At 61.5% G+C, this 18,033-nt stretch carries 14 protein-coding genes and 1 pseudogene; 10 read left to right on the top strand and 5 right to left on the bottom strand.

Annotation, left to right across the window (positions count from 1 at the left end):
• Window positions 1–81 precede the first annotated feature (81 nt).
• From AC244Q_RS09860 to AC244Q_RS09880, 5 genes are read left to right on the top strand one after another with little or no spacing between them, the layout of a single operon-like run.
• On the top strand, window positions 82–1,974 hold the full coding sequence (locus tag AC244Q_RS09860; protein ID WP_017994113.1) for a peptidylprolyl isomerase: 1,893 nt from the start codon (window positions 82–84) through the stop codon (window positions 1,972–1,974).
• A gap of 8 nt (window positions 1,975–1,982) precedes the next feature.
• A complete protein-coding gene (trpD, locus tag AC244Q_RS09865) occupies window positions 1,983–2,999 on the top strand; it encodes an anthranilate phosphoribosyltransferase (protein ID WP_017994114.1) in 1,017 nt (338 codons plus the stop codon).
• Between the two features lie 9 nt (window positions 3,000–3,008).
• Complete coding sequence (trpC, locus tag AC244Q_RS09870) at window positions 3,009–3,821, top strand: indole-3-glycerol phosphate synthase TrpC (RefSeq protein WP_017994115.1); 813 nt, start codon at window positions 3,009–3,011, stop codon at window positions 3,819–3,821.
• A gap of 1 nt (window position 3,822) precedes the next feature.
• Window positions 3,823–4,320, top strand: coding sequence for a cyclic pyranopterin monophosphate synthase MoaC (gene moaC / locus AC244Q_RS09875; RefSeq protein WP_012757521.1), 498 nt, complete (start codon window positions 3,823–3,825; stop codon window positions 4,318–4,320).
• Window positions 4,317–5,540 (top strand): molybdopterin molybdotransferase MoeA, encoded by a 1,224-nt coding sequence (locus tag AC244Q_RS09880; protein WP_128406939.1) that lies wholly within the window; start codon window positions 4,317–4,319, stop codon window positions 5,538–5,540. Before moaC ends, AC244Q_RS09880 begins: the two co-directional genes overlap by 4 nt.
• Here AC244Q_RS09880 and AC244Q_RS09885 read toward each other — a convergent pair.
• Both AC244Q_RS09885 and AC244Q_RS09890 read right to left on the bottom strand, forming a co-directional pair.
• Window positions 5,509–6,213: a class I SAM-dependent methyltransferase gene (locus AC244Q_RS09885; RefSeq protein ID WP_026157356.1), complete on the bottom strand. Its 705-nt coding sequence runs from the start codon at window positions 6,211–6,213 to the stop codon at window positions 5,509–5,511. The genes AC244Q_RS09880 and AC244Q_RS09885 overlap by 32 nt on opposite strands.
• 178 nt (window positions 6,214–6,391) lie before the next feature.
• On the bottom strand, window positions 6,392–8,296 hold the full coding sequence (locus tag AC244Q_RS09890; protein WP_128406938.1) for an adenylate/guanylate cyclase domain-containing protein: 1,905 nt from the start codon (window positions 8,294–8,296) through the stop codon (window positions 6,392–6,394).
• 540 nt (window positions 8,297–8,836) lie between these two features.
• Between AC244Q_RS09890 and AC244Q_RS09895 the strand changes: the two genes are divergently transcribed.
• From AC244Q_RS09895 to AC244Q_RS09905, 3 genes are all read left to right on the top strand, one after another.
• A complete protein-coding gene (locus AC244Q_RS09895) occupies window positions 8,837–9,211 on the top strand; it encodes a c-type cytochrome (protein WP_017994119.1) in 375 nt (124 codons plus the stop codon).
• 317 nt (window positions 9,212–9,528) lie between these two features.
• Window positions 9,529–10,002 (top strand): (2Fe-2S)-binding protein, encoded by a 474-nt coding sequence (locus AC244Q_RS09900; RefSeq protein WP_017994120.1) that lies wholly within the window; start codon window positions 9,529–9,531, stop codon window positions 10,000–10,002.
• Between the two features lie 12 nt (window positions 10,003–10,014).
• Window positions 10,015–12,252 carry a xanthine dehydrogenase family protein molybdopterin-binding subunit gene (locus AC244Q_RS09905; RefSeq protein ID WP_017994121.1) on the top strand — a complete coding sequence of 746 codons (2,238 nt, stop codon included), beginning with the start codon at window positions 10,015–10,017 and terminating at the stop codon, window positions 12,250–12,252.
• Window positions 12,253–12,486: 234 nt separating this feature from the next.
• Here AC244Q_RS09905 and AC244Q_RS09910 read toward each other — a convergent pair whose 3' ends face one another.
• A complete protein-coding gene (locus AC244Q_RS09910) occupies window positions 12,487–13,380 on the bottom strand; it encodes a LysR family transcriptional regulator (protein WP_018072151.1) in 894 nt (297 codons plus the stop codon).
• Between the two features lie 108 nt (window positions 13,381–13,488).
• Here AC244Q_RS09910 and AC244Q_RS09915 point away from each other — a divergent pair.
• Together AC244Q_RS09915 and AC244Q_RS09920 are read left to right on the top strand one after the other, a co-directional pair.
• Window positions 13,489–14,662, top strand: a pseudogene (locus AC244Q_RS09915) (NADH-dependent flavin oxidoreductase).
• Between the two features lie 45 nt (window positions 14,663–14,707).
• The gene (locus AC244Q_RS09920) at window positions 14,708–15,553 is read left to right on the top strand and encodes an SDR family oxidoreductase (RefSeq protein ID WP_128439296.1); all 846 of its coding nucleotides are present in this window, start codon (window positions 14,708–14,710) and stop codon (window positions 15,551–15,553) included.
• 19 nt (window positions 15,554–15,572) lie between these two features.
• On the opposite strand, the gene AC244Q_RS09925 is transcribed toward AC244Q_RS09920, so the two are convergent.
• Together AC244Q_RS09925 and AC244Q_RS09930 are read right to left on the bottom strand one after the other, a co-directional pair.
• The gene (locus AC244Q_RS09925; protein WP_128408171.1) at window positions 15,573–16,007 is read right to left on the bottom strand and encodes a GNAT family N-acetyltransferase; all 435 of its coding nucleotides are present in this window, start codon (window positions 16,005–16,007) and stop codon (window positions 15,573–15,575) included.
• 65 nt (window positions 16,008–16,072) lie between these two features.
• Entirely contained in the window at window positions 16,073–18,028 is a 1,956-nt protein-coding gene (locus tag AC244Q_RS09930; protein WP_012757526.1) for a DEAD/DEAH box helicase, read from the bottom strand.
• Between the last annotated feature and the right edge of the window lie 5 nt (window positions 18,029–18,033).

An 18,033-nucleotide genomic window follows, 5' to 3' on the forward strand; every position in this document is an offset into this window, starting at 1 on the left:
CATTTCCTGTCGGGTTTGTTTTAAGGAACGTCGAATGTCCGCCCGCGCGCGGGTCAATGATACTGCGAGGTTTGCGTTTCTATGTTCCATATCCTGAGAAGAGCTGCTCAGACCTGGGTTGCCAAGCTGCTCCTGCTTCTGCTCGTCGTGTCTTTCGGCGCCTGGGGCGTGTCGCATCAGCTGCTGACAGGCGGTAACAGCACCACGGTCGTGACCGTTGGCGATCAGCATGTGGACGTCAACGAATTCCACCTCGCCTATCAGCGCCAGGTGGCAAACCTCAGCCAGCAGTTCGGCACGCGCCTCACCCCCGAGCAGGCCCGCGCCTTCGGCGTCGAGCAGCAGGTGCTCGCCCAGCTCGTCGCCGGCGCCTCGCTCGACCAGCTCGCCGAAGACATGAACCTCGGCCTTTCCGAAGATCGCCTCGCCCAGCTGATCGCTGACGATCCGGCTTTCAAGGCCGTCAACGGCCGGTTCGACCGCGAGCTCTTCATCTCGCGTCTGCGCAATGCCAACATCCGCCAGGACGATTACATCAAGGAGCGCAGCAAGGTCGCTGTCCGCAGCCAGGTGGTCGATGCCATCTCGAATGGTTTCACCGCACCGAAGACCCTGGTCGACGCCCTTAAGCTCTATGGTGATGAAAGCCGCAGCATCGATTACCTGCTGCTCACCAATGCCAATATCGAGCCGATCAAGGCACCTGCCGACGACGTGCTGGCAACCTGGTTCGAAGGTGTCAAGCAGCGCTACCGGGCGCCCGAATACCGTAAGGTCGCCTATCTCAAGCTGCAGCCTGCCGATATCGCCGATGCCGCGACCGTCACCGACGACCAGATCCACGAAGCCTTCGACAAGAGCAAGGATACCTATCGCACGCCGGAAAGCCGCACCATCGAACAGCTGACCTTCGCCAGCAAGGATCTCGCCACCGCCGCCGAAACGGCGCTGAAGAGCGGCACCAGCTTCGACCAGCTGGTCTCCGACCAGGGCAAGACGGCAAGTGACGTGTTGCTCGGCGAATTCACCAAGGACAAGGTTCCCGACCAGGCGGTTGCCGATGCGGCCTTCGCAGTTTCGCGCGATGGCGGCACGACGCCTGTCGTCGATGGCTCCTTCGGCTCGGTCATCCTGCGCGTCACCAACATCAAGTCGGAAACGGCGAAGAATTTCGATGAGGTGAAGGAGGATATCCGCAAGCAGCTGTCGCTCTCCAACGCCTCCCAGGAAGTGATCAACGTTCATGACCGCATCGAGGACCTGCGCGCCGGCGGTTCGACGCTCGAGGATATCGCCGGCCAGCTGAAGCTCAAAGCCGTCACCGTCGATGCCGTCGATATGACCGGCGCCGACAAGGACGGCCAAGAGGTCAAGGATATTCCCGTCAAGCAGCAGCTGCTCGGCGAAGCCTTCAAGACCGAGGTTGGCGTCGATGCGCCGCCGCTGCCGATCGGCAATGACGGCTATGTCTGGTTCAACGTCCGCGAAATCACGCCGGACCGCGACCGCCCGGTCGCCGAAGTGCGCGAAAAGGCCGTCGAGGACTGGACGGCGGAACAGCAGAAGGCCGAGCTCGCAAAGAAGGCCGATGCATTGAAGGCCGAGGCGAAAAAGGGCACTGCCCTTGCCGATATCGCAACGCCGCTCGGCATTGCCGTCGAAAGCAAGAGCGGCGTCACCCGTTCCACCGATGATGCGGTCCTCGGCCGGGCCGGCGTCACCGCCGCCTTCTCCGGCCCGCTCGACACGGTCGCGAGCGCTGTCGGCGCCGATCCCTCGACGCAGATCCTGCTGAAGGTCACCGAGGTCAACACCCAGCCGACCGGCGACGTGCTGAACAACCGCGATGCCCAGATCACCGCCATGGCTAATGCCGCCGGCGATGATATTCTCGATCAGATGGTCAACCTGCTGCAGACGCAGTACGGCGCCGAGATCAACCAGACGCTCGCTGAACAGGCGACGACCCGCTAGGAGGCTTTATGACCGATCTGAAGCCGTTCCTGGCCAAGGCCGCAAGCCGCGAGCCGCTGACGCGTGACGAGGCCCGCGCTGCCTTCGACATCCTGATGTCGGGCCAGGCGACACCCTCGCAGATCGGTGGCTTCCTGATGGCGCTGCGCGTGCGCGGCGAAACCGTCGACGAGATCGTCGGCGCCGTCACCGCAATGCGCTCGAAAATGCTGACCGTCGAGGCGCCGGCCGATGCGATCGACATTGTCGGCACCGGCGGCGATGCCAGCGGCACCTACAATATCTCGACGCTGGCGGCGCTAATCGTCGCCGGCGCTGGTGTTCCCGTCGCCAAACACGGCAATCGGGCGCTGAGTTCGAAATCGGGCGCGGCCGACAATCTGGCCGCACTCGGCGTCAAGCTCGACGTCGGCCCCGAGATCATCTCCCGCTGCATTGCCGAGGCCGGCGTCGGATTCATGTTCGCGCAGATGCATCATTCCGCCATGCGCCATGTCGGCCCCTCAAGGGTCGAGCTCGGCACGCGGACGATCTTCAACCTGCTCGGGCCGCTCTCCAATCCGGCCGGCGTTCGCCGCCAGTTGCTCGGCGTCTTCTCGCCGCAATGGCTGGTGCCGCTTGCCGAAGTCATGCGCGATCTCGGCTCCGAATGCGTCTGGGTCGTCCATGGCGACGGCCTCGACGAGATCACTACCACCGGCGTCACACAAGTGGCGGCACTCGAAGACGGCAAGATCCGCACCTTCGAGCTTTCGCCCGCCGATTTCGGCGTCAGCCCTTGCGTGCTTGCGGATATCAAGGGCGGTGACGGTGTCGCCAACGCCGCGGCCCTTCGCGAGGTGCTCGGCGGCGCCAAGAATGCCTATCGCGATGTCTCGCTCGCCAATGCCGCCGCCTCGCTCGTCATCGCCGGCAAGGTCGAGACGATCCGCGACGGCATGACGCTGGCCACGCAGTCGCTGGATAGTGGCTCCACCGCGCTCGCCCTCGACAAACTCATCGCCGTTTCCAACGATATCGACTAGGATTGCCCGATGACCGATATCCTAAAGAAGATCGAACTCTACAAGCGCGAAGAGATCGCCGTTGCCAAGGCGACAGTGTCGCTTGCCGATCTGAAGGCGATGCAGACCGGCCAGTCCGCCCCGCGCGGCTTCCACAAGGCGCTCATTGCCAAGCGTGATGCCGGCCGCTTCGGCCTGATCGCCGAAATCAAGAAGGCAAGCCCCTCGAAGGGCCTCATTCGCCCGGATTTCGATCCACCGTCGCTGGCCAGCGCCTATGAGGCCGGCGGTGCCGCCTGCCTTTCGGTGCTGACCGACAGTCCGAGTTTCCAGGGCGCGCCGGAATTTCTGACAGCCGCCCGTGCTGCCTGCGCGCTGCCGGCGCTGCGCAAAGATTTCATGTTCGAGACCTATCAGGTGCACGAGGCCCGCGCCTGGGGCGCCGATTGCATCCTCTTGATCATGGCCTCGCTGTCCGACGATGAAGCCGAACGCCTGCAGGACGAGGCCTTCGCCCTCGGCATGGACGTGCTGGTCGAAGTCCACGACGCAGAGGAGATGGAGCGGGCGCTGAAACTCTCCTCGCCGCTCATCGGCATCAACAACCGCAATCTGCGTACTTTCGAGGTCAGCCTCACCGTCAGCGAGGCGCTTGCCCCCATGGTGCCTGATGACCGGCTCCTGGTTGGCGAAAGCGGCATCTTCACCCATGCCGATTGCCAGCGCCTGCAGGCCGTCGACATCAATACCTTCCTTGTCGGGGAGAGCCTGATGCGCAAGGAGGACGTCGCCGCCGCCACCCGCGCACTGCTCTTCGGCGAAGCCGCCATCGCGGCCGAATGATATGAGCGGCGCAAAGCCCGGTCTGACCCATATCGGTGCCTCCGGCGAGGCACATATGGTCGATGTCTCCGATAAGGCCGAGACGGTGCGCATCGCCACTGCCGAGGGCCATGTGAAGATGGCGTCGGAAACGCTTGCTCTCATCGTCCAAGGAAATGCCAAGAAGGGTGATGTGATCGGCACGGCGCGCCTTGCCGGCATCATGGCGGCAAAACGCACCGCCGATCTCATCCCGCTCTGCCATCCGCTGATGCTGACGAAGGTCACGGTCGAGATCGAGGAAGATGCCGCCCTGCCCGGCCTGCGCGTTACGGCGACCGCCAAGCTGACCGGCAAGACCGGTGTGGAGATGGAGGCGCTGACCGCCGTCTCGGTCGCTTGTCTGACGATCTACGACATGGCCAAGGCCGCCGATAAGGCAATGGAGATCGGCGGCATCCGGCTTCTTGAAAAGTCCGGCGGAAAATCCGGCGATTTCCGTCATCCGGAGGCAAGATGAACCTTCTCCCGGTCGCCGACGCCCTGAACCGCTTGCTCTCTCGCGCAAAACCCATTGCTGCGTCCGAGACGCTGCCGCTAGCCGAAGCCGAGGGCCGCGTCCTGGCCGTCGATCTGACGGCCGGCCTGACCCAGCCGCCCTTCAATGCCTCCGCCATGGATGGCTATGCGCTGCGCCGCGAAGACGCGCCGGAGCCGGGCGCCGAGCTGAAGGTCATCGGCACGTCTTCCGCCGGCCACGGCTTCGAGGGAAGCGTCAGCCAGGGTGAAGCCGTCCGTATCTTCACCGGCGCGCCTGTTCCGCCGGGCGCCGACAGCGTCCTGCTGCAGGAGGATGCGGAGAAGATCGAAGGCGGTATCCGAACGAATTTCCCTGTGCGGCAGGGCCAGCATGTGCGTCCGCGCGGTCAGGATTTCGCCGAAGGCGAAGCCGTTCTGTCGGCCGGCACCGTGCTCGATTTCTCGCGGCTGACGGTTGCTGCCGGCATGAACCGGCCTGATGTCGAAGTGCTGCGGCGCCCGCTGATCGCCATCCTCGCGACCGGCGACGAACTGCTGCCGCCCGGAAGCACGCCCGGCCCTTCACAGATCATCGCATCCAATACGTTTGGTATTGCAGCCCTTGCCCGCAAAGCCGGCGCCGATGTGCTCGATCTCGGTATCGTGCCTGACGACAAGGCCAGGATCACCGCGGCGATCGACACGGCCCGGGATGCCGGGGTCGATGTGATCGTCACGCTCGGTGGCGCTTCGGTCGGCGACCATGATCTGGTGCAGGCCACGCTGATCGAGGCCGGCATGCAGCTCGATTTCTGGCGCATCGCCATGCGCCCCGGCAAACCGCTGATGGTCGGCAGCTTCGGCGAGACGCATGTGCTCGGCCTGCCCGGCAATCCGGTCTCGAGCCTCGTCTGTTCGCTGCTCTTCCTGGAGCCGCTGATCCGCAGGCTTGCCTCCCTGCCGCCGGTGCGCCGCGAGGCAACGGTGGAGGCGGCTGTCACGCTGCGCGCCAACGACCACCGGCAGGACTATATCAGGGCGAAACTTTCGAAATCCGCCGCCGGCCACTGGCTCGCCGAGCCTTTCGGCAAGCAGGATTCCTCGATGATGAAGGTCTTCGCCGCAGCCGATTGCCTCGTCATCCGCCCGCCACATGCGCCGGAGCTGCCGGCCGGAGCGCCCTGCCCGGTCATGCTGTTGCGGCCTGACCTCCTGGCATAATCTCGCCTTCAACTTTGCCGGAGAGCGCAAAGACACCCGCCTGCACGGCACCGCCGCCAGTGCCCCCGCCGAAATCCGCAACTGCATGGGTGGCGATTCGGTTGAGTTCTCCCTGCGGCAGGTAGGCCCGCTCGGGATCGCCGATCAGCACCTCGACGCCGCTCGCCTGGCAACGCCGCAGGAAGGCCATCACCCGCAAGGCAAGCGAGGGATCGTAGAACAGGTCGCCGACCACGAGAAGGTCAGTCGCTGGTGGCTGATCCTCGATAATATCGGCGGCCAAGGCCACGATGTTCACACCGTTGATCGCTGCGTTGAGCCCGATTGCGGCAATGGCATTGGCATCGATGTCGATAGCGGTCACCGTGGCTGCTCCGGCCTTCGCCGCGGCAATGGCCACGAGCCCGGAGCCAGCGCCGAGATCGAGCACCCGGCGGCCGGTCACCATTTCCGGTCGATCGAGCAGATGGCGGGCAAGCACTGCGCCGCCGGCCCAGGGATAGGCCCAGTAAGGCGGCGGATCGGCCTCTCCGCGGCCGGCAAGCCGCCAGAGCCCGCTCGCGGGCCCTGCCGTATGAATCCGGATCTCGGGGATGGATGGAACGGGTGATATAGGCAGGTTGGCACGGATGAAGACGGCCGGATCGGGTTGAGACATGCCCGGGCGTTTCATCGTCATCTGCTCCTGCCGGCGCTGTAACTGCCTATCGTTTTTAATAGCAAGAGCAGGCCGCCGTTGTAAAATTCCGCGCCATTTATGCACGCTATGATTTGGGTGGAATAATGAAGCCGAGCCAGGCTTTTCGCAAGGAACTGCACCGCTATTCGTGATGAGGTGTGCCGTATGCCATTTAAGAACGCAACACAGGCCGTTGAAGCGAGACCGTCTTGGGAGCCTCGGCGCGCGCGAGATCTGCGAGAAATTGTTCCATTAGCGGGGAATCACCAAACCGACGATAGTTGCGCTCTGTTTCAAGCGAGAAGTCGGGCTTTGCTTTGACCAAACTGGCCATGGTCGCCTTGGCCTTGTCCAGCTCTGAGCGACCAGCCTGCAACGCGGTTTGAATGAGCAGGCAATTCGAATCCTGCGGCGCGCGGATCAGGCACTCTTGGATAACGCTCGCAGCTTCATCGCTACGACCAGCCGCATAAAGCGCCTGACCATGCACATAAGCATAATATTCGGGAGCTATGGGATGAAGACGGCGGGCACGCTCAGCATTCCGTAATGCTCCATCGTAGTCACCAAAACGAACCTGGGCTTTTGCGAGCGCCATCATGCTGTCAGGATCATTCGGATTGAGTTCCACCGACCGGTGTCCCGCTTGTAAAGCACCAGCGTGATCGCCGCTTGCAGCCAAGCCGTAGCTCAATACCTGATATCCCATCGCCAGATTTGGATCGAGTCGGATGGATTGACGCGCCTCGCTCAAGCCAATCTCCAGGTCTCGGTCTGTGGCGTGGCCGCTGACGTTTTGCGTGACATCGAAGATATAGGTCATACCGAGATTGGCACGCGCCACGGCATAAGCCGGGTCTAATTCCAAAGCCCGCTGGAAAAGTCCTCGGGCGGAAAGAAGCCCCTCGGCATCTTTCGAATCGTGCGTGAAACGAGCGCGTGCCTGAAGAACGAGATCGTAGGCCTGCAAATCCTTGGTTGGGCGTTTCATCGCCTCTGCGGCTTCAGACTTGCGGACAAAGGAAACAAGGTGGGCAACGATCTCGGATGTCAACTCGCTTTCGACCGTGAATATATCATCGATATGGCGGTCATAGCTGCGCGACCAGAGGTGAGCTCCGCTATTCACGTCAATAAGTTGAGCGGCGACGCGGAGTTTATCACCCACCCGTCGAGCGCTACCTTCGATGACGTAGGCCACACCCAATTTCTCGCCGACCTTGCGGACATCGGCTTCCTGGCTTCGCATCGCATAAGCCGAGTTGCGGGCAATCACCTGAAGTTCCGAGTTTCGGGCAAGTTCAGTCGTGATGTCTTCCGTCAGCCCATCGGCAAAGTAGGCCTGTGTTGCCTCGCCGCTCATATTGTCGAAAGGCATAACAGCCACAGACGGCCGAGGGTCCGGCCGTTCACCGCTGGCAAGCACCGAAAGCTCAGCCGGTATCCGGCCGATCATTGCCGCGAGAGGAAGCGGCTGGATTGCGATTCCGATGAGCACGAGCGACGCAGCCCCAAGACAATAGCCAAGGCGAGCGCTCACGTGCGGGACAAGAGCCGCGTACCGGCTCCATTTGCTTCTCCGTCGTCCAGCGCGCGTGACCGCATAGACATCGAGTGGTTCAGGAAGGTTTTTGGCATTCCGACGTCCAATGCGGAAAAACTCGTCGCCTCGACCCCGGTCAGCACTCAAGACCACCGCACCACTAACAAAGATACTGCCAGGATCTGCCATTGCCTCAAGGCGCGATGCGACATTCACGCCATCGCCGTACATGTCACCATTGTCTTCGATGACGTCACCAAGATTGATGCCGATCCGAAATTCAAAGGGCCGCCTATCGAAGCCGTTCTGAATCTCCACCGCCGCATTCAACGCTTCGTTAACGCTCGGGAATGTAGCGAGGAAGCCATCGCCAGAGTTTTTGAATGTTCGGCCTCCATGGTGCTGGACCGCTGGATCGATCACGTCGTCAAACACGGAACGCAACTCCGCATACGTCGTCGCTTCGTTTTCCGCCATGAGCCGACTGTAGCCGACAATGTCCCCGGCGAGAATCGCTGCGAGCTTACGTTGCATCGCGGAACTTCCTGTTCGCATTTCTGTCACGTTCCACTGCCGATCGTTCTTCCGGGTGGAAGATCCACCATGGGCAGTGAAGAGCGATAGCAAAGAACGAACGTCTGGATTAGCCGTCGTTGCTCGCATGAAGTTATGAATGTGGTTTCTAAATAGGCGAACTTCCGCGCTGCAACCGATGTCTGCAGAACCTCTCCAAGGGAAGCTTAAGCTCAACTGATTGCATGCTGCGGCAGGCATCAAGAGGGTTGAGTCCTGCTGGTGCAAAAAAGGCAGACAACCTTCGTCGACGATCGTTGGCTGTCGGGCATTTATGAACCTCATTTCTAACATCATGCAGATAGTACCGCCTAATGCTCCATGCTGAGGCGAGGTAACGTCCCCAACCAACCGCCGTCTCCAGTGCGATGCCATGTCCGGAGAAGATGAGGCGCGTCTTGGGTCTAAGGTCTTTAGCGCGGCCTGCCAGCAACGGCGCTGGCGCGCGCAAATCCACCGTCCTTTCAGGGCTTCGAAAGCCTGTATTCGGGAAGAACACGCATGACAAAAATTTTTGCGTCCGTTGTGATCTCCACCTTGATCCTGGTGTCGGCGACGGCTCCTGCCGCAGCGGAGGGAGATGTCGCCTTGGGACAAAAAGCGTTTCAGCGCTGTTCCGCCTGTCATTCGACCACGGACCAGAAAAAGGCTGGACCGGGGCTCGGTGGCGTTGTCGGGCGCGCAGCCGGCTCTGTGGAGGGCGTCCGCTATTCGGCGGCTATGAAAGCGTCGGGATTAGTATGGGACGAGGCGACGTTGGACCGGTTTCTAGCAGCGCCCCGCGAAGTTGTACCGACAACCACAATGACCGTGAGCGTGTCCAAGCCTGAGGATCGGCTAAACATCATCGCTTACCTGAAGTCCCTGTCGGAGTAGCGGCGAACCTCGTGGCTCAGCAAGCCGGCGATCGATGGGCACCCGACCCGGCTGATCATCGCTGACCCCGTCTTGGGTTGACGTGTCAGCTCGTGCTTTTGCTTCGCATTCAGAAGCCGCCTTTCTAACGTCGTGCAGGTTTCGCCAACTAATTCGGCGGCGCCGGACAAGCTAACGTTATCGCGGAGAGCAGGCTCTTGGTCGACGGCGTCTCATCATCCCGGAGGTGCTGGCGGCACTCCCGTCGCCGTCGCTCTCCTTAGAGATCGACGGTCAACGAGCACATCCAGTATGAAACATCGGAGAACCGACCAGTCATGATCACACTGAATATCAACGGTAATCAGCACAAGGTCGATGCCGACCCAGAGACACCCATCCTTTGGGTCCTGCGCGACACGCTCGGTATGACCGGGACCAAGTTCGGCTGCGGCGCCGCGCTTTGCGGCGCGTGCACGATACATCTGGATGGTGAGGCCGTCCGTTCCTGCAGCACCCCTCTCTCCGCTGCCGAGGGCCTGACCATCACCACCATAGAAAAAGCGACCGACGGCAGCGACCGTGTCGGCGCAGCGGTGCACGCAGCTTGGGTCAAGCACGATGTAGCGCAGTGCGGTTATTGTCAGAGCGGTCAGATCATGAGCGCCACGGCGTTCCTCGCATCCCTGCCCTCCGGTTCGCAGCCGACTGCCTCGGAGATCGATTCGGCAATGGAAGGCAATATTTGTCGTTGCGGAACTTATGTCCGCATCCGCGCCGCCATAGCCGATGCTGCCAGCAATCTCGTCTGAAGGAGACGCCATATGTTGCCGAATAGCGAATTACCACGTGCGCTGCAGCACATGCTGGAACGGGGTCGTTCGACGGCGGTTCAGGCGTTGCCACGCCGCAGCTTTCTCAAGCTGACGGGGGCCCTCGGTCTGGCTGTCGGCATTTTCCCGCATCTGGCCGCGGCCCAGTCCACCGACGCGGATGAGGTGCCCACCGCTCTGAAGCCGACCGAGCGGCCTTCTGCATTTGTTCAAATTGCGCCAAATGGCGAAGTTATGGTCACAATCAACCGGCTCGAGTTCGGTCAAGGCGTCCAAACGGCATTGCCGATGATCCTGGCCGAAGAACTCGACGCGGACTGGAATTTAGTACGCAGCCAGCTCGGCACCAATGACATGGCCTATGTTGATCCGCTCTTCGGAATGCACCTTACCGGCGGTTCGAACACCATCAAGAACAGCTTTACGCAGTATCGCGAGTTGGGTGCCCGCGTCCGCGCCATGCTACTCGCAGCCGCGGCGGACCGCTGGAACGTGGATGTTTCGACGCTGCGAACCGAGGCCGGTGTGGTTCTGGCTTCTGATGGCCGCAAGCTCGGCTATGGAGAACTTTCCGAAGCGGCCATGGCCCTGCCCGTGCCTCAGAAAATAGCGTTGAAAGATCCGAAGGATTTCCGCATCATCGGCCAACCCACCCAGCGTCTGGACGCACAAGCCAAGAGCAGTGGCCAACAGAGTTTTGGCATCGACTTCAAGCTGCCGGGACAATTGACGGCCGTGGTGGCTCGCCCTCCGGTCTTCGGAGCCAAGATAGCCTCCCTGGACGACAGCGCAGCGCGTTCAGTAAAGGGCGTGAAAGCTGTTTTGCGGGTGCCGCTGGATCGCGGTGCAGAGGGCGTGGCCGTGGTGGCCGACGGATATTGGCAGGCATCTCAGGGCCGCAACGCCCTTAAGGTGGAGTGGGACACATCGGCTGTCGAAAAGGTCGATAGTGAAAAGCAACTTGCCCAGTTTCGCGAGATCGCCAATCGCCCCGGCCCGCGCCAGTTCGATGCCGACATGGCGCCATTGGAAACCGCACCCTTGAGTCTGGAAGCCGAGTTCGTGTTTCCATATCTCGCCCACGCGGCGATGGAACCGCTGAACTGCACGGTTCGGCTTTCCGACGATCGTGCCGAGATCTGGATGGGAAGCCAAAGTGCGGGGCTCGATGCCGGCGTTGCCGCAAACGTGCTCGGCCTCAAGCCGGAACAGGTCGTGGTGAATGTGCAAACATCGGGTGGTGGCTTCGGCCGGCGCTTTTCCAGCAGCAGCGACACGGCAATGGAGGCCTGCCAGATAGCCAAAGCCGCCAGGGCGGCGGGGCTGAAGGCGCCAGTGCGCACGCTTTGGAGCCGCGAGGACGATATGAGGGGCGGCTACTACCGTCCAACGCATCTTCACCGCGCTCGCATTGGCTTCGACAAAGAGGGCAATGTACTGGCCTGGGACCACACCATCGTCGGCCAGTCCATACTGACGGGAACCGTGTTCGAGAAGTTCCAGGTGAAGGACGGCATCGATGCCGCCACGACAGAGGGGATGCGGAGCCCCTACCCGCTTCCCATGCGCCTGACAGTACATCATCCTGCTGCCAACGTGCCGGTTCTGTGGTGGCGCAGCGTTGGCTCCACCCATACGGCTTTCGTGATGGAGACCTTGCTCGACGATATAGCGAGAGCCACCGACCAGGATCCGGTCGCATATCGAATGAAGATGTTTGGCGATGAGCATCCTCGTCATCGCGATGCACTGCAACTCGCCGTAGACAAGAGCGGTTACGGCAGTAGGACATTGGCAGAAGGCCGGGCCTGGGGTGTGGCCGTGCACGAATCCTTTTCATCCGTGGTGGCCTACGTGGTGGAAGCCTCCGTCGTCGATGGGCAGCCGAAGCTGCATCGGGTCACGGCGGGGGTGCACTGCAATCTGGCCGTCAACCCTCGGACCGTGGAAGCGCAGGTCCAAGGCGCGGCGATCATGGGCTTGTCGACGTGCCTTACCGGCTCGGAAATCACGCTCAAGGACGGTGTTGTGGAGCAAAGCAACTTCAGCGAATTCACGGTGGCAAGGATCACGGATGTGCCGGAATTCGACGTCAACATCGTACCAAGCGCGGATGCACCGACGGGCATGGGCGAACCCGGCCTGCCACCTTTGGCGCCGGCATTTGCCAATGCCATCTCGCGTCTGACAGGCAAGCCAGTCCGGCAGATGCCTTTCAACCTCGCTTAGAACCTGGCTCGGACGAGAGCCTGCCCCGGTCCTGTGTGCCGCTGAATGCAGCGGGCCGCACAGGGCCGCGATGTTCCTGTCGCGTGACGTCTCGACAACCATAGCGCTAAGACTTCGCGGTCGGCGGTGACCGCGCGCTTCACCAGCAATCAGGACAGGCTGGACTTCACGTCTATCGGCAATCGCGCAACTGAGAAAAGTCCCCCAACGCATCGCGACCATCTGGCAGGAGCGTCAGCCTTTGAAACGAAGCGCCTCGACGAGGAGCGCAAACGCAGCCGTATGCTGACGTCGGCTTGGGTAATACAGGTGATAGCCAGGGAACGGCTGACACCAATCGTCGAGGACCCGGATCAGTCGCCCGTCTGCAATGTATTGTGAAACCTGACTTTCGAACGTATAGGCAAGACCAAGCCCATCCAAAGCAGCGGCTTCCAGCATCAAACTATCATTGATGATGAGCGGCCCGTTCATTCTGACCACAAGCTCCTCGCCGTCGCGCTCGAACTCCCAGGCATACAATCCACCTCCTGTGGTCTGCCGGTAGCTAATACCCCGGTGGTCGCCGAGATCGCGGGGCGTCATCGGGATTGTGCGGTTCTGGAAGTAGGACGGCGATCCGACGACTGCCATGCGAAGGTCAGGGCCGATCCTGACGGCAACCATGTCTTTTTGAACCTGTTCTCCAATGCGAATACCGGCATCGAACCGGCCGGCCACGATATCCGTCAGGCCCTCGTCAAGAATGACCTCCATTTCAATATCCGGATATTCCGCCAAGAACGTTGTCATGACCGGCCAAAGCACGCTCATGGCGGCATATCGAAACGTCGTGATGCGGATAGTGCCGGCCGGCTTGTCACGAAGTGCGGTGACGGCTGCGATCTCGCTTTCGATGTGTTCAAAGGCAGGGCGGAGGCTTCGAAGCATACGCTCTCCGGCATCGGTCAGCGATAGGCTGCGTGTGGTGCGTGAGATCAGCCGCACCCCCAGCCTCTGCTCCAGCATTCTGACTGAGTAACTGACGGCAGACTGGGAAAGTCCAAGTTTGGCGGAGGCGCGCGTGAAACTTCCGGCCTCGGCGACGGCGATGAAGGCTGCAAGCTCGCTGAAATCACCGTGCCTCATTTATCTCTCTCATTTCTAACTTCATGCAGATTATACCAACTAATCAAAGTTTGTCCTCATTGCTACCTGTCATTTCACAAACCGCTTGAACGGCATGCAAGAGAGACAATGATGATGGAAGCCACCCCAGCACTATTTGAACCCTTCGTTTTCACCAATGGGATCACGCTTCGAAACAGGGTCGTCATGGCTCCGATGACGACGTGGTCAGCCAATGACGACGGAACAGTTTCGGATGAGGAAGTGTCGTACTATCGACGCAGGGTGAACGGCGTTGGCCTCGTTCTAACCGGCTGCACGCATGTCTCGCCCAACGGCATCGGGTTCACGGGCGAATTCGCTTCTTATGATGACAGCTTCACACCAAGCCTCCGGCGTCTGGCCGAGGCGGCCAAAAGCGGCGGGTGCACCGGCGATTCTTCAAATTTTTCACGCCGGCAGCAAGGCCGTGCCGGCGCTTGTTCCGGACGGAGACGTTGTCAGCGCCAGTTCGCTGCAAGTCTCACCCGGTCCTTTCAATCCAGGCGGCGGCACGACGCGCGCGCTCAGCCACGACGAAATCCTTGATGTGATTTCTGCTTTCGGCGAAGCAACCCGCCGCGCTATCGAAGCCGGCTTCGATGGGGTCGAACTGCATGCGGCCCACGGCTTCCTGATCCAGAACTTTTACTCGCCGCTCCACAATCATCGCGACGACGAATGGGGAGGCACGCCGGAAAACCGGATGCGGTTTCCGCTCGCCGTGGTCCGCAACGTGAGGCAGGTGATAGGCACACACGCGACGCGTCCGTTTCTACTGGGATACCGGGTCTCGCCCGAAGAACCTGAAGAGGGCGGCCTCCGTATTGAAGACACCTACGAACTCATCGAGCATCTGATCGACGGCGGCGTGGACTACATCCATGCTTCGCTGACGAGCGTACTCGAAGCCCAACCACTCGAAGCCATCGCTGATCAGCCTATCGCTGAACTGATCGCTGCCAGGGTAGCGGGGCGCGTTCCGGTTATCGCCGCTGGCCAGATCAAGTCACCCCAACAGGCGGAAAGCGCCCTTCATCTGGGCCTTTCGCTTGTGGCTGTAGGCCAAGGGCTGGTGATAAACCCGGAGTGGGTCGAACTTTCACGGAGTGGCAAAGAGAAACTGATCGAGAACGAGATCAGGACCACGACAATCCCGGAAATTGCCCTTCCGGCCAAACTCTGGGGCGTCATCGAGGCGGCCACCGGCTGGTTCAACATCAACGATGATCACGAAGCGCAGCGGCAGAAGGCCACCGCATAGAGCATCGGCAGCATCGGCACACAATCTCGCATGAAGGAAAATTCGATGACTAAGGTTTGGTTGATCACAGGAGCCGGGCGCGGCATGGGCCTGGATTTCGCAAAGGCGGTTCTGGCTGCTGGCGACAAACTCGTTGCAACCGGCCGCAATCCGGAGCGCGTTGCCAAGGCGATCGGCCAGTCGGAAAATCTGCTTGTCGTCACGCTGGATGTAACCAAGCCGACCGACGCGGAATCTGCCGTCAAAGCCGCACTCGAACGCTTTGGTCGCATCGACATATTGGTCAACAATGCCGCAAACTTCTACTCAGGCTATTTTGAGGAGCTGACGCCGGCTCAGGTCGATCTGCAACTGGCCAGTAGTCTCCTCGGGCCCATGAGCGTCACCCGCGCTGTCCTGCCGGTGATGCGCCGGCAGGGATCCGGCAAGATCATCTCGATCTCATCGACGGCCAGCCTGCTGGGCTTTGAGTTTTGCAGCGCTTACTCTGCCGCGAAGTTTGCCCTCGATGGCTGGATGGAATCGCTGCAGCCCGAAGTGGCGCCGTTTGGTATCGAAACGATGATCGTCAATCCGGGCTTCTTCCGCACGGAATTGCTGACTGACGAATCAACCCAATATGCTCGGTCATCTGTCAGCGACTACGACGAAAGACGCGCCCAACACCTGGCATTCTGGAAATCCGCCGACGGCCAGCAGAGCGGCGATCCCGCAAAACTCGCGCAAGCGCTGATCGCCCTGGTCAACCAACCGGAGCTACCCCGCCGGTTCATCGCCGGAGCTGATGCTGTTGGCATGGTGGAACAGAAAATCGCGCTGCTGCTGCAGCAGATCGACGCCTATCGGGACCTTTCAAGTTCGCTTGCCTTCGACGTGAAAACGCAAGCCTGAGGCTACGCTTTGCTGAAGCTCAGTAGTTCTTCATGGCAAGGTGCGGCATCCCGCCGTCAAGAAATTCCGCGCCATAGGCAACGAAGCCAAAACGCTCGTAGAGCGGCAACTTGTCCGCCTGCGCTGTCAGATAGAAGCGGTTGTCGCGGGCAGCGCGATGCAGGTCCATCGCTTGCCCGATCATTGCGGCTGCAACGCCTTGGCCGCGCCATTGGCTTGCAACCGCAACCCGGCCGATCTTCACATGTTCCTCGGCGTAAATGACCCGCAGGGTGCCGGAGACTTCGCCCGCCGTGACGGCGGCAAGATGATGAGCGTTGAGATCGTCGGCATCGAATTCCTCGGCTTCGGGAACCTTCTGCTTATGCACGAAGATAGCGCGCCGCAGCCGGAAGGCCTCATTGCAGAGCATACTGAAAACCGGGACGCTGAGGATCGCCGTTTCCATCACCATCCTTGCCTCCCTCAGGGATACGACCCAAAGCCCTCCGCCTGACTAGCGAAGGGCTGCCGGCAAAATCAGCCGGGCTTCTTCTTTGAGAACTTAGCTTTTGGTCCGGCGCCGCCCTTACCCTCATATCTTGGGGCGTCGGATCTTGGGCCTTCGTATTTCGGCTTGTCGGACTTCGGGCCATCGAAAGCGGGCTTGCCCGGCTTCTTGCTCCAGGGCTTGCTATCCCGTTTGTCCCCGCCGCTATTATCGGCCGCGGCATATCCGCCGCCCGGACCCTTGCCGAACTTGTTCTTCGGCCGCTCGCCGCGGAATGTGTCGTCCGGCCGCTCGTCGCGAGATGGCTTGCCGGCATAAGGTTTCGGCGCAGGCGCCCGGCTGAAATCCGGCGTACCGGAAAGCCTGGTCACGCGGATGCCGCGTTCGAGCGCCTTGTTCGGACCTATCGCCGCCAGGAAGCTTTCGGCACTCGCCGCGGCGATCTCCACAAAAGTTTCCTCGGGCTGCATCTTGATCGCGCCGATTTCGCGCTTCGTCACATTACCGTTGCGGCAGAGCATCGGGATCAGCCAGCGCGGCTCGGCATTCTGTTTGCGCCCGACCGAGACGGAAAACCAGACGCTGGCGCCGAAATCTTCGCGCGGTCCCTTTTGCGCCGGCTCGTACGGCTCGGCATTGTCGCGGCGCTTGCGGTTGCGGTCGTCCTGCACGGTAACCTCGATGAGGTCCTCCGGCGCCGAATGATTGGTGCGGTAAAGACGTAAGAAAGCGGCGGCGAGCTTTTCGGCGCCGTGGCTGGCGAGAAGCTGCTGTACCAGCCCCTGCTCTTCCTCCTGCGGCGTTTCGTTGAAGATCGGATCGGCGAGCAGCCGCTCGTCGTCGCGCTCGCTCACTTCCTCGGCCGAAGGCGGTCGCGCCCAGGCAGCCGAAATACCGGCATTCTCGAGCAGGCGCTCTGCCTTGCGCCGTGCATTCAGCGGCACGATCATGGCGCTGATGCCCTTGCGCCCGGCCCGGCCGGTTCGGCCGCTGCGGTGCAGCAGCGTGTCCGGATTGGTCGGCAGGTCGGCATGGATGACGAGATCGAGCCCCGGCAGGTCGATGCCGCGGGCGGCAACGTCGGTCGCGATGCAGACACGGGCGCGCCCGTCGCGCATCGCCTGCAGCGCGTGAGTGCGCTCGTTCTGCGTCAACTCGCCGGACAGCGCCACGACGGCGAAATTGCGGTTGTTGAAGCGTGCGGTCAGATGGTTGACGGCGGCGCGCGTCGAGCAGAACACGATGGCATTGGTCGCCTCGTAATACCGCAGCACGTTGATGATCGCGTTCTCGCGGTCGCTCGGGGCAACCATCAGCGCGCGATATTCGATGTCGATATGCTGCTTTTCCTCGGCCGCGGTGCTGATGCGCACGGCATCGCGCTGGTAGCTCTTGGCAAGCTTGGCGATCGCCGCCGGCACCGTTGCCGAAAACATCAGCGTCCGGCGTTCGTCCGGCGCCGCATCGAGGATGAATTCAAGGTCTTCGCGGAAGCCGAGATCGAGCATCTCGTCGGCCTCGTCGAGCACGGCGGCCTTCAGTTCCGACATGTCGAGCGCCCTGCGGCGGATATGGTCGCAAAGCCGGCCGGGCGTGCCGACGACGATATGGGCGCCGCGTTCGAGCGAGCGGCGCTCGCTACGGATGTCCATGCCGCCGACGCAGCTGACGATCACCGCGCCGGTCATCTCAAAGAGCCATTCGAGCTCGCGCTTCACCTGCAGGGCAAGCTCGCGCGTCGGGGCGATGACGAGGGCGAGCGGCGCGGCGGCATTGCCGAAGCGTTCCCTGCCTTCGAGCAGCGTCGGCGCCAGCGCCAGGCCGAAGGCGACGGTTTTGCCGGAGCCGGTCTGGGCCGAGACCAGCGCGTCGGAAGCGGCAAGCGCCGGATCGAGCATCGCCTTCTGCACCGGGGTGAGTTCGGCGTAACCACGCTTCTGCAACGCCTTGGCGATCGCCGGAACGACGCCGTTAAATTCTGTCATGAGTT

The organism is Rhizobium sp. CB2179 (assembly GCF_057653455.1).

Coding starts and splice junctions, on each gene's coding strand:
- AC244Q_RS09910 (WP_018072151.1), bottom strand. CDS start 13,380: ATGAGGCACGGTGATTTCAGCGAGCTTGCAGCCTTCATCGCCGTCGCC.
- AC244Q_RS09905 (WP_017994121.1), top strand. CDS start 10,015: ATGTTGCCGAATAGCGAATTACCACGTGCGCTGCAGCACATGCTGGAA.
- AC244Q_RS09880 (WP_128406939.1), top strand. CDS start 4,317: ATGAACCTTCTCCCGGTCGCCGACGCCCTGAACCGCTTGCTCTCTCGC.
- AC244Q_RS09925 (WP_128408171.1), bottom strand. CDS start 16,007: ATGGTGATGGAAACGGCGATCCTCAGCGTCCCGGTTTTCAGTATGCTC.
- AC244Q_RS09900 (WP_017994120.1), top strand. CDS start 9,529: ATGATCACACTGAATATCAACGGTAATCAGCACAAGGTCGATGCCGAC.
- AC244Q_RS09885 (WP_026157356.1), bottom strand. CDS start 6,213: ATGAAACGCCCGGGCATGTCTCAACCCGATCCGGCCGTCTTCATCCGT.
- trpD (WP_017994114.1), top strand. CDS start 1,983: ATGACCGATCTGAAGCCGTTCCTGGCCAAGGCCGCAAGCCGCGAGCCG.
- AC244Q_RS09895 (WP_017994119.1), top strand. CDS start 8,837: ATGACAAAAATTTTTGCGTCCGTTGTGATCTCCACCTTGATCCTGGTG.
- trpC (WP_017994115.1), top strand. CDS start 3,009: ATGACCGATATCCTAAAGAAGATCGAACTCTACAAGCGCGAAGAGATC.
- moaC (WP_012757521.1), top strand. CDS start 3,823: ATGAGCGGCGCAAAGCCCGGTCTGACCCATATCGGTGCCTCCGGCGAG.
- AC244Q_RS09860 (WP_017994113.1), top strand. CDS start 82: ATGTTCCATATCCTGAGAAGAGCTGCTCAGACCTGGGTTGCCAAGCTG.
- AC244Q_RS09890 (WP_128406938.1), bottom strand. CDS start 8,296: ATGCAACGTAAGCTCGCAGCGATTCTCGCCGGGGACATTGTCGGCTAC.
- AC244Q_RS09920 (WP_128439296.1), top strand. CDS start 14,708: ATGACTAAGGTTTGGTTGATCACAGGAGCCGGGCGCGGCATGGGCCTG.
- AC244Q_RS09930 (WP_012757526.1), bottom strand. CDS start 18,028: ATGACAGAATTTAACGGCGTCGTTCCGGCGATCGCCAAGGCGTTGCAG.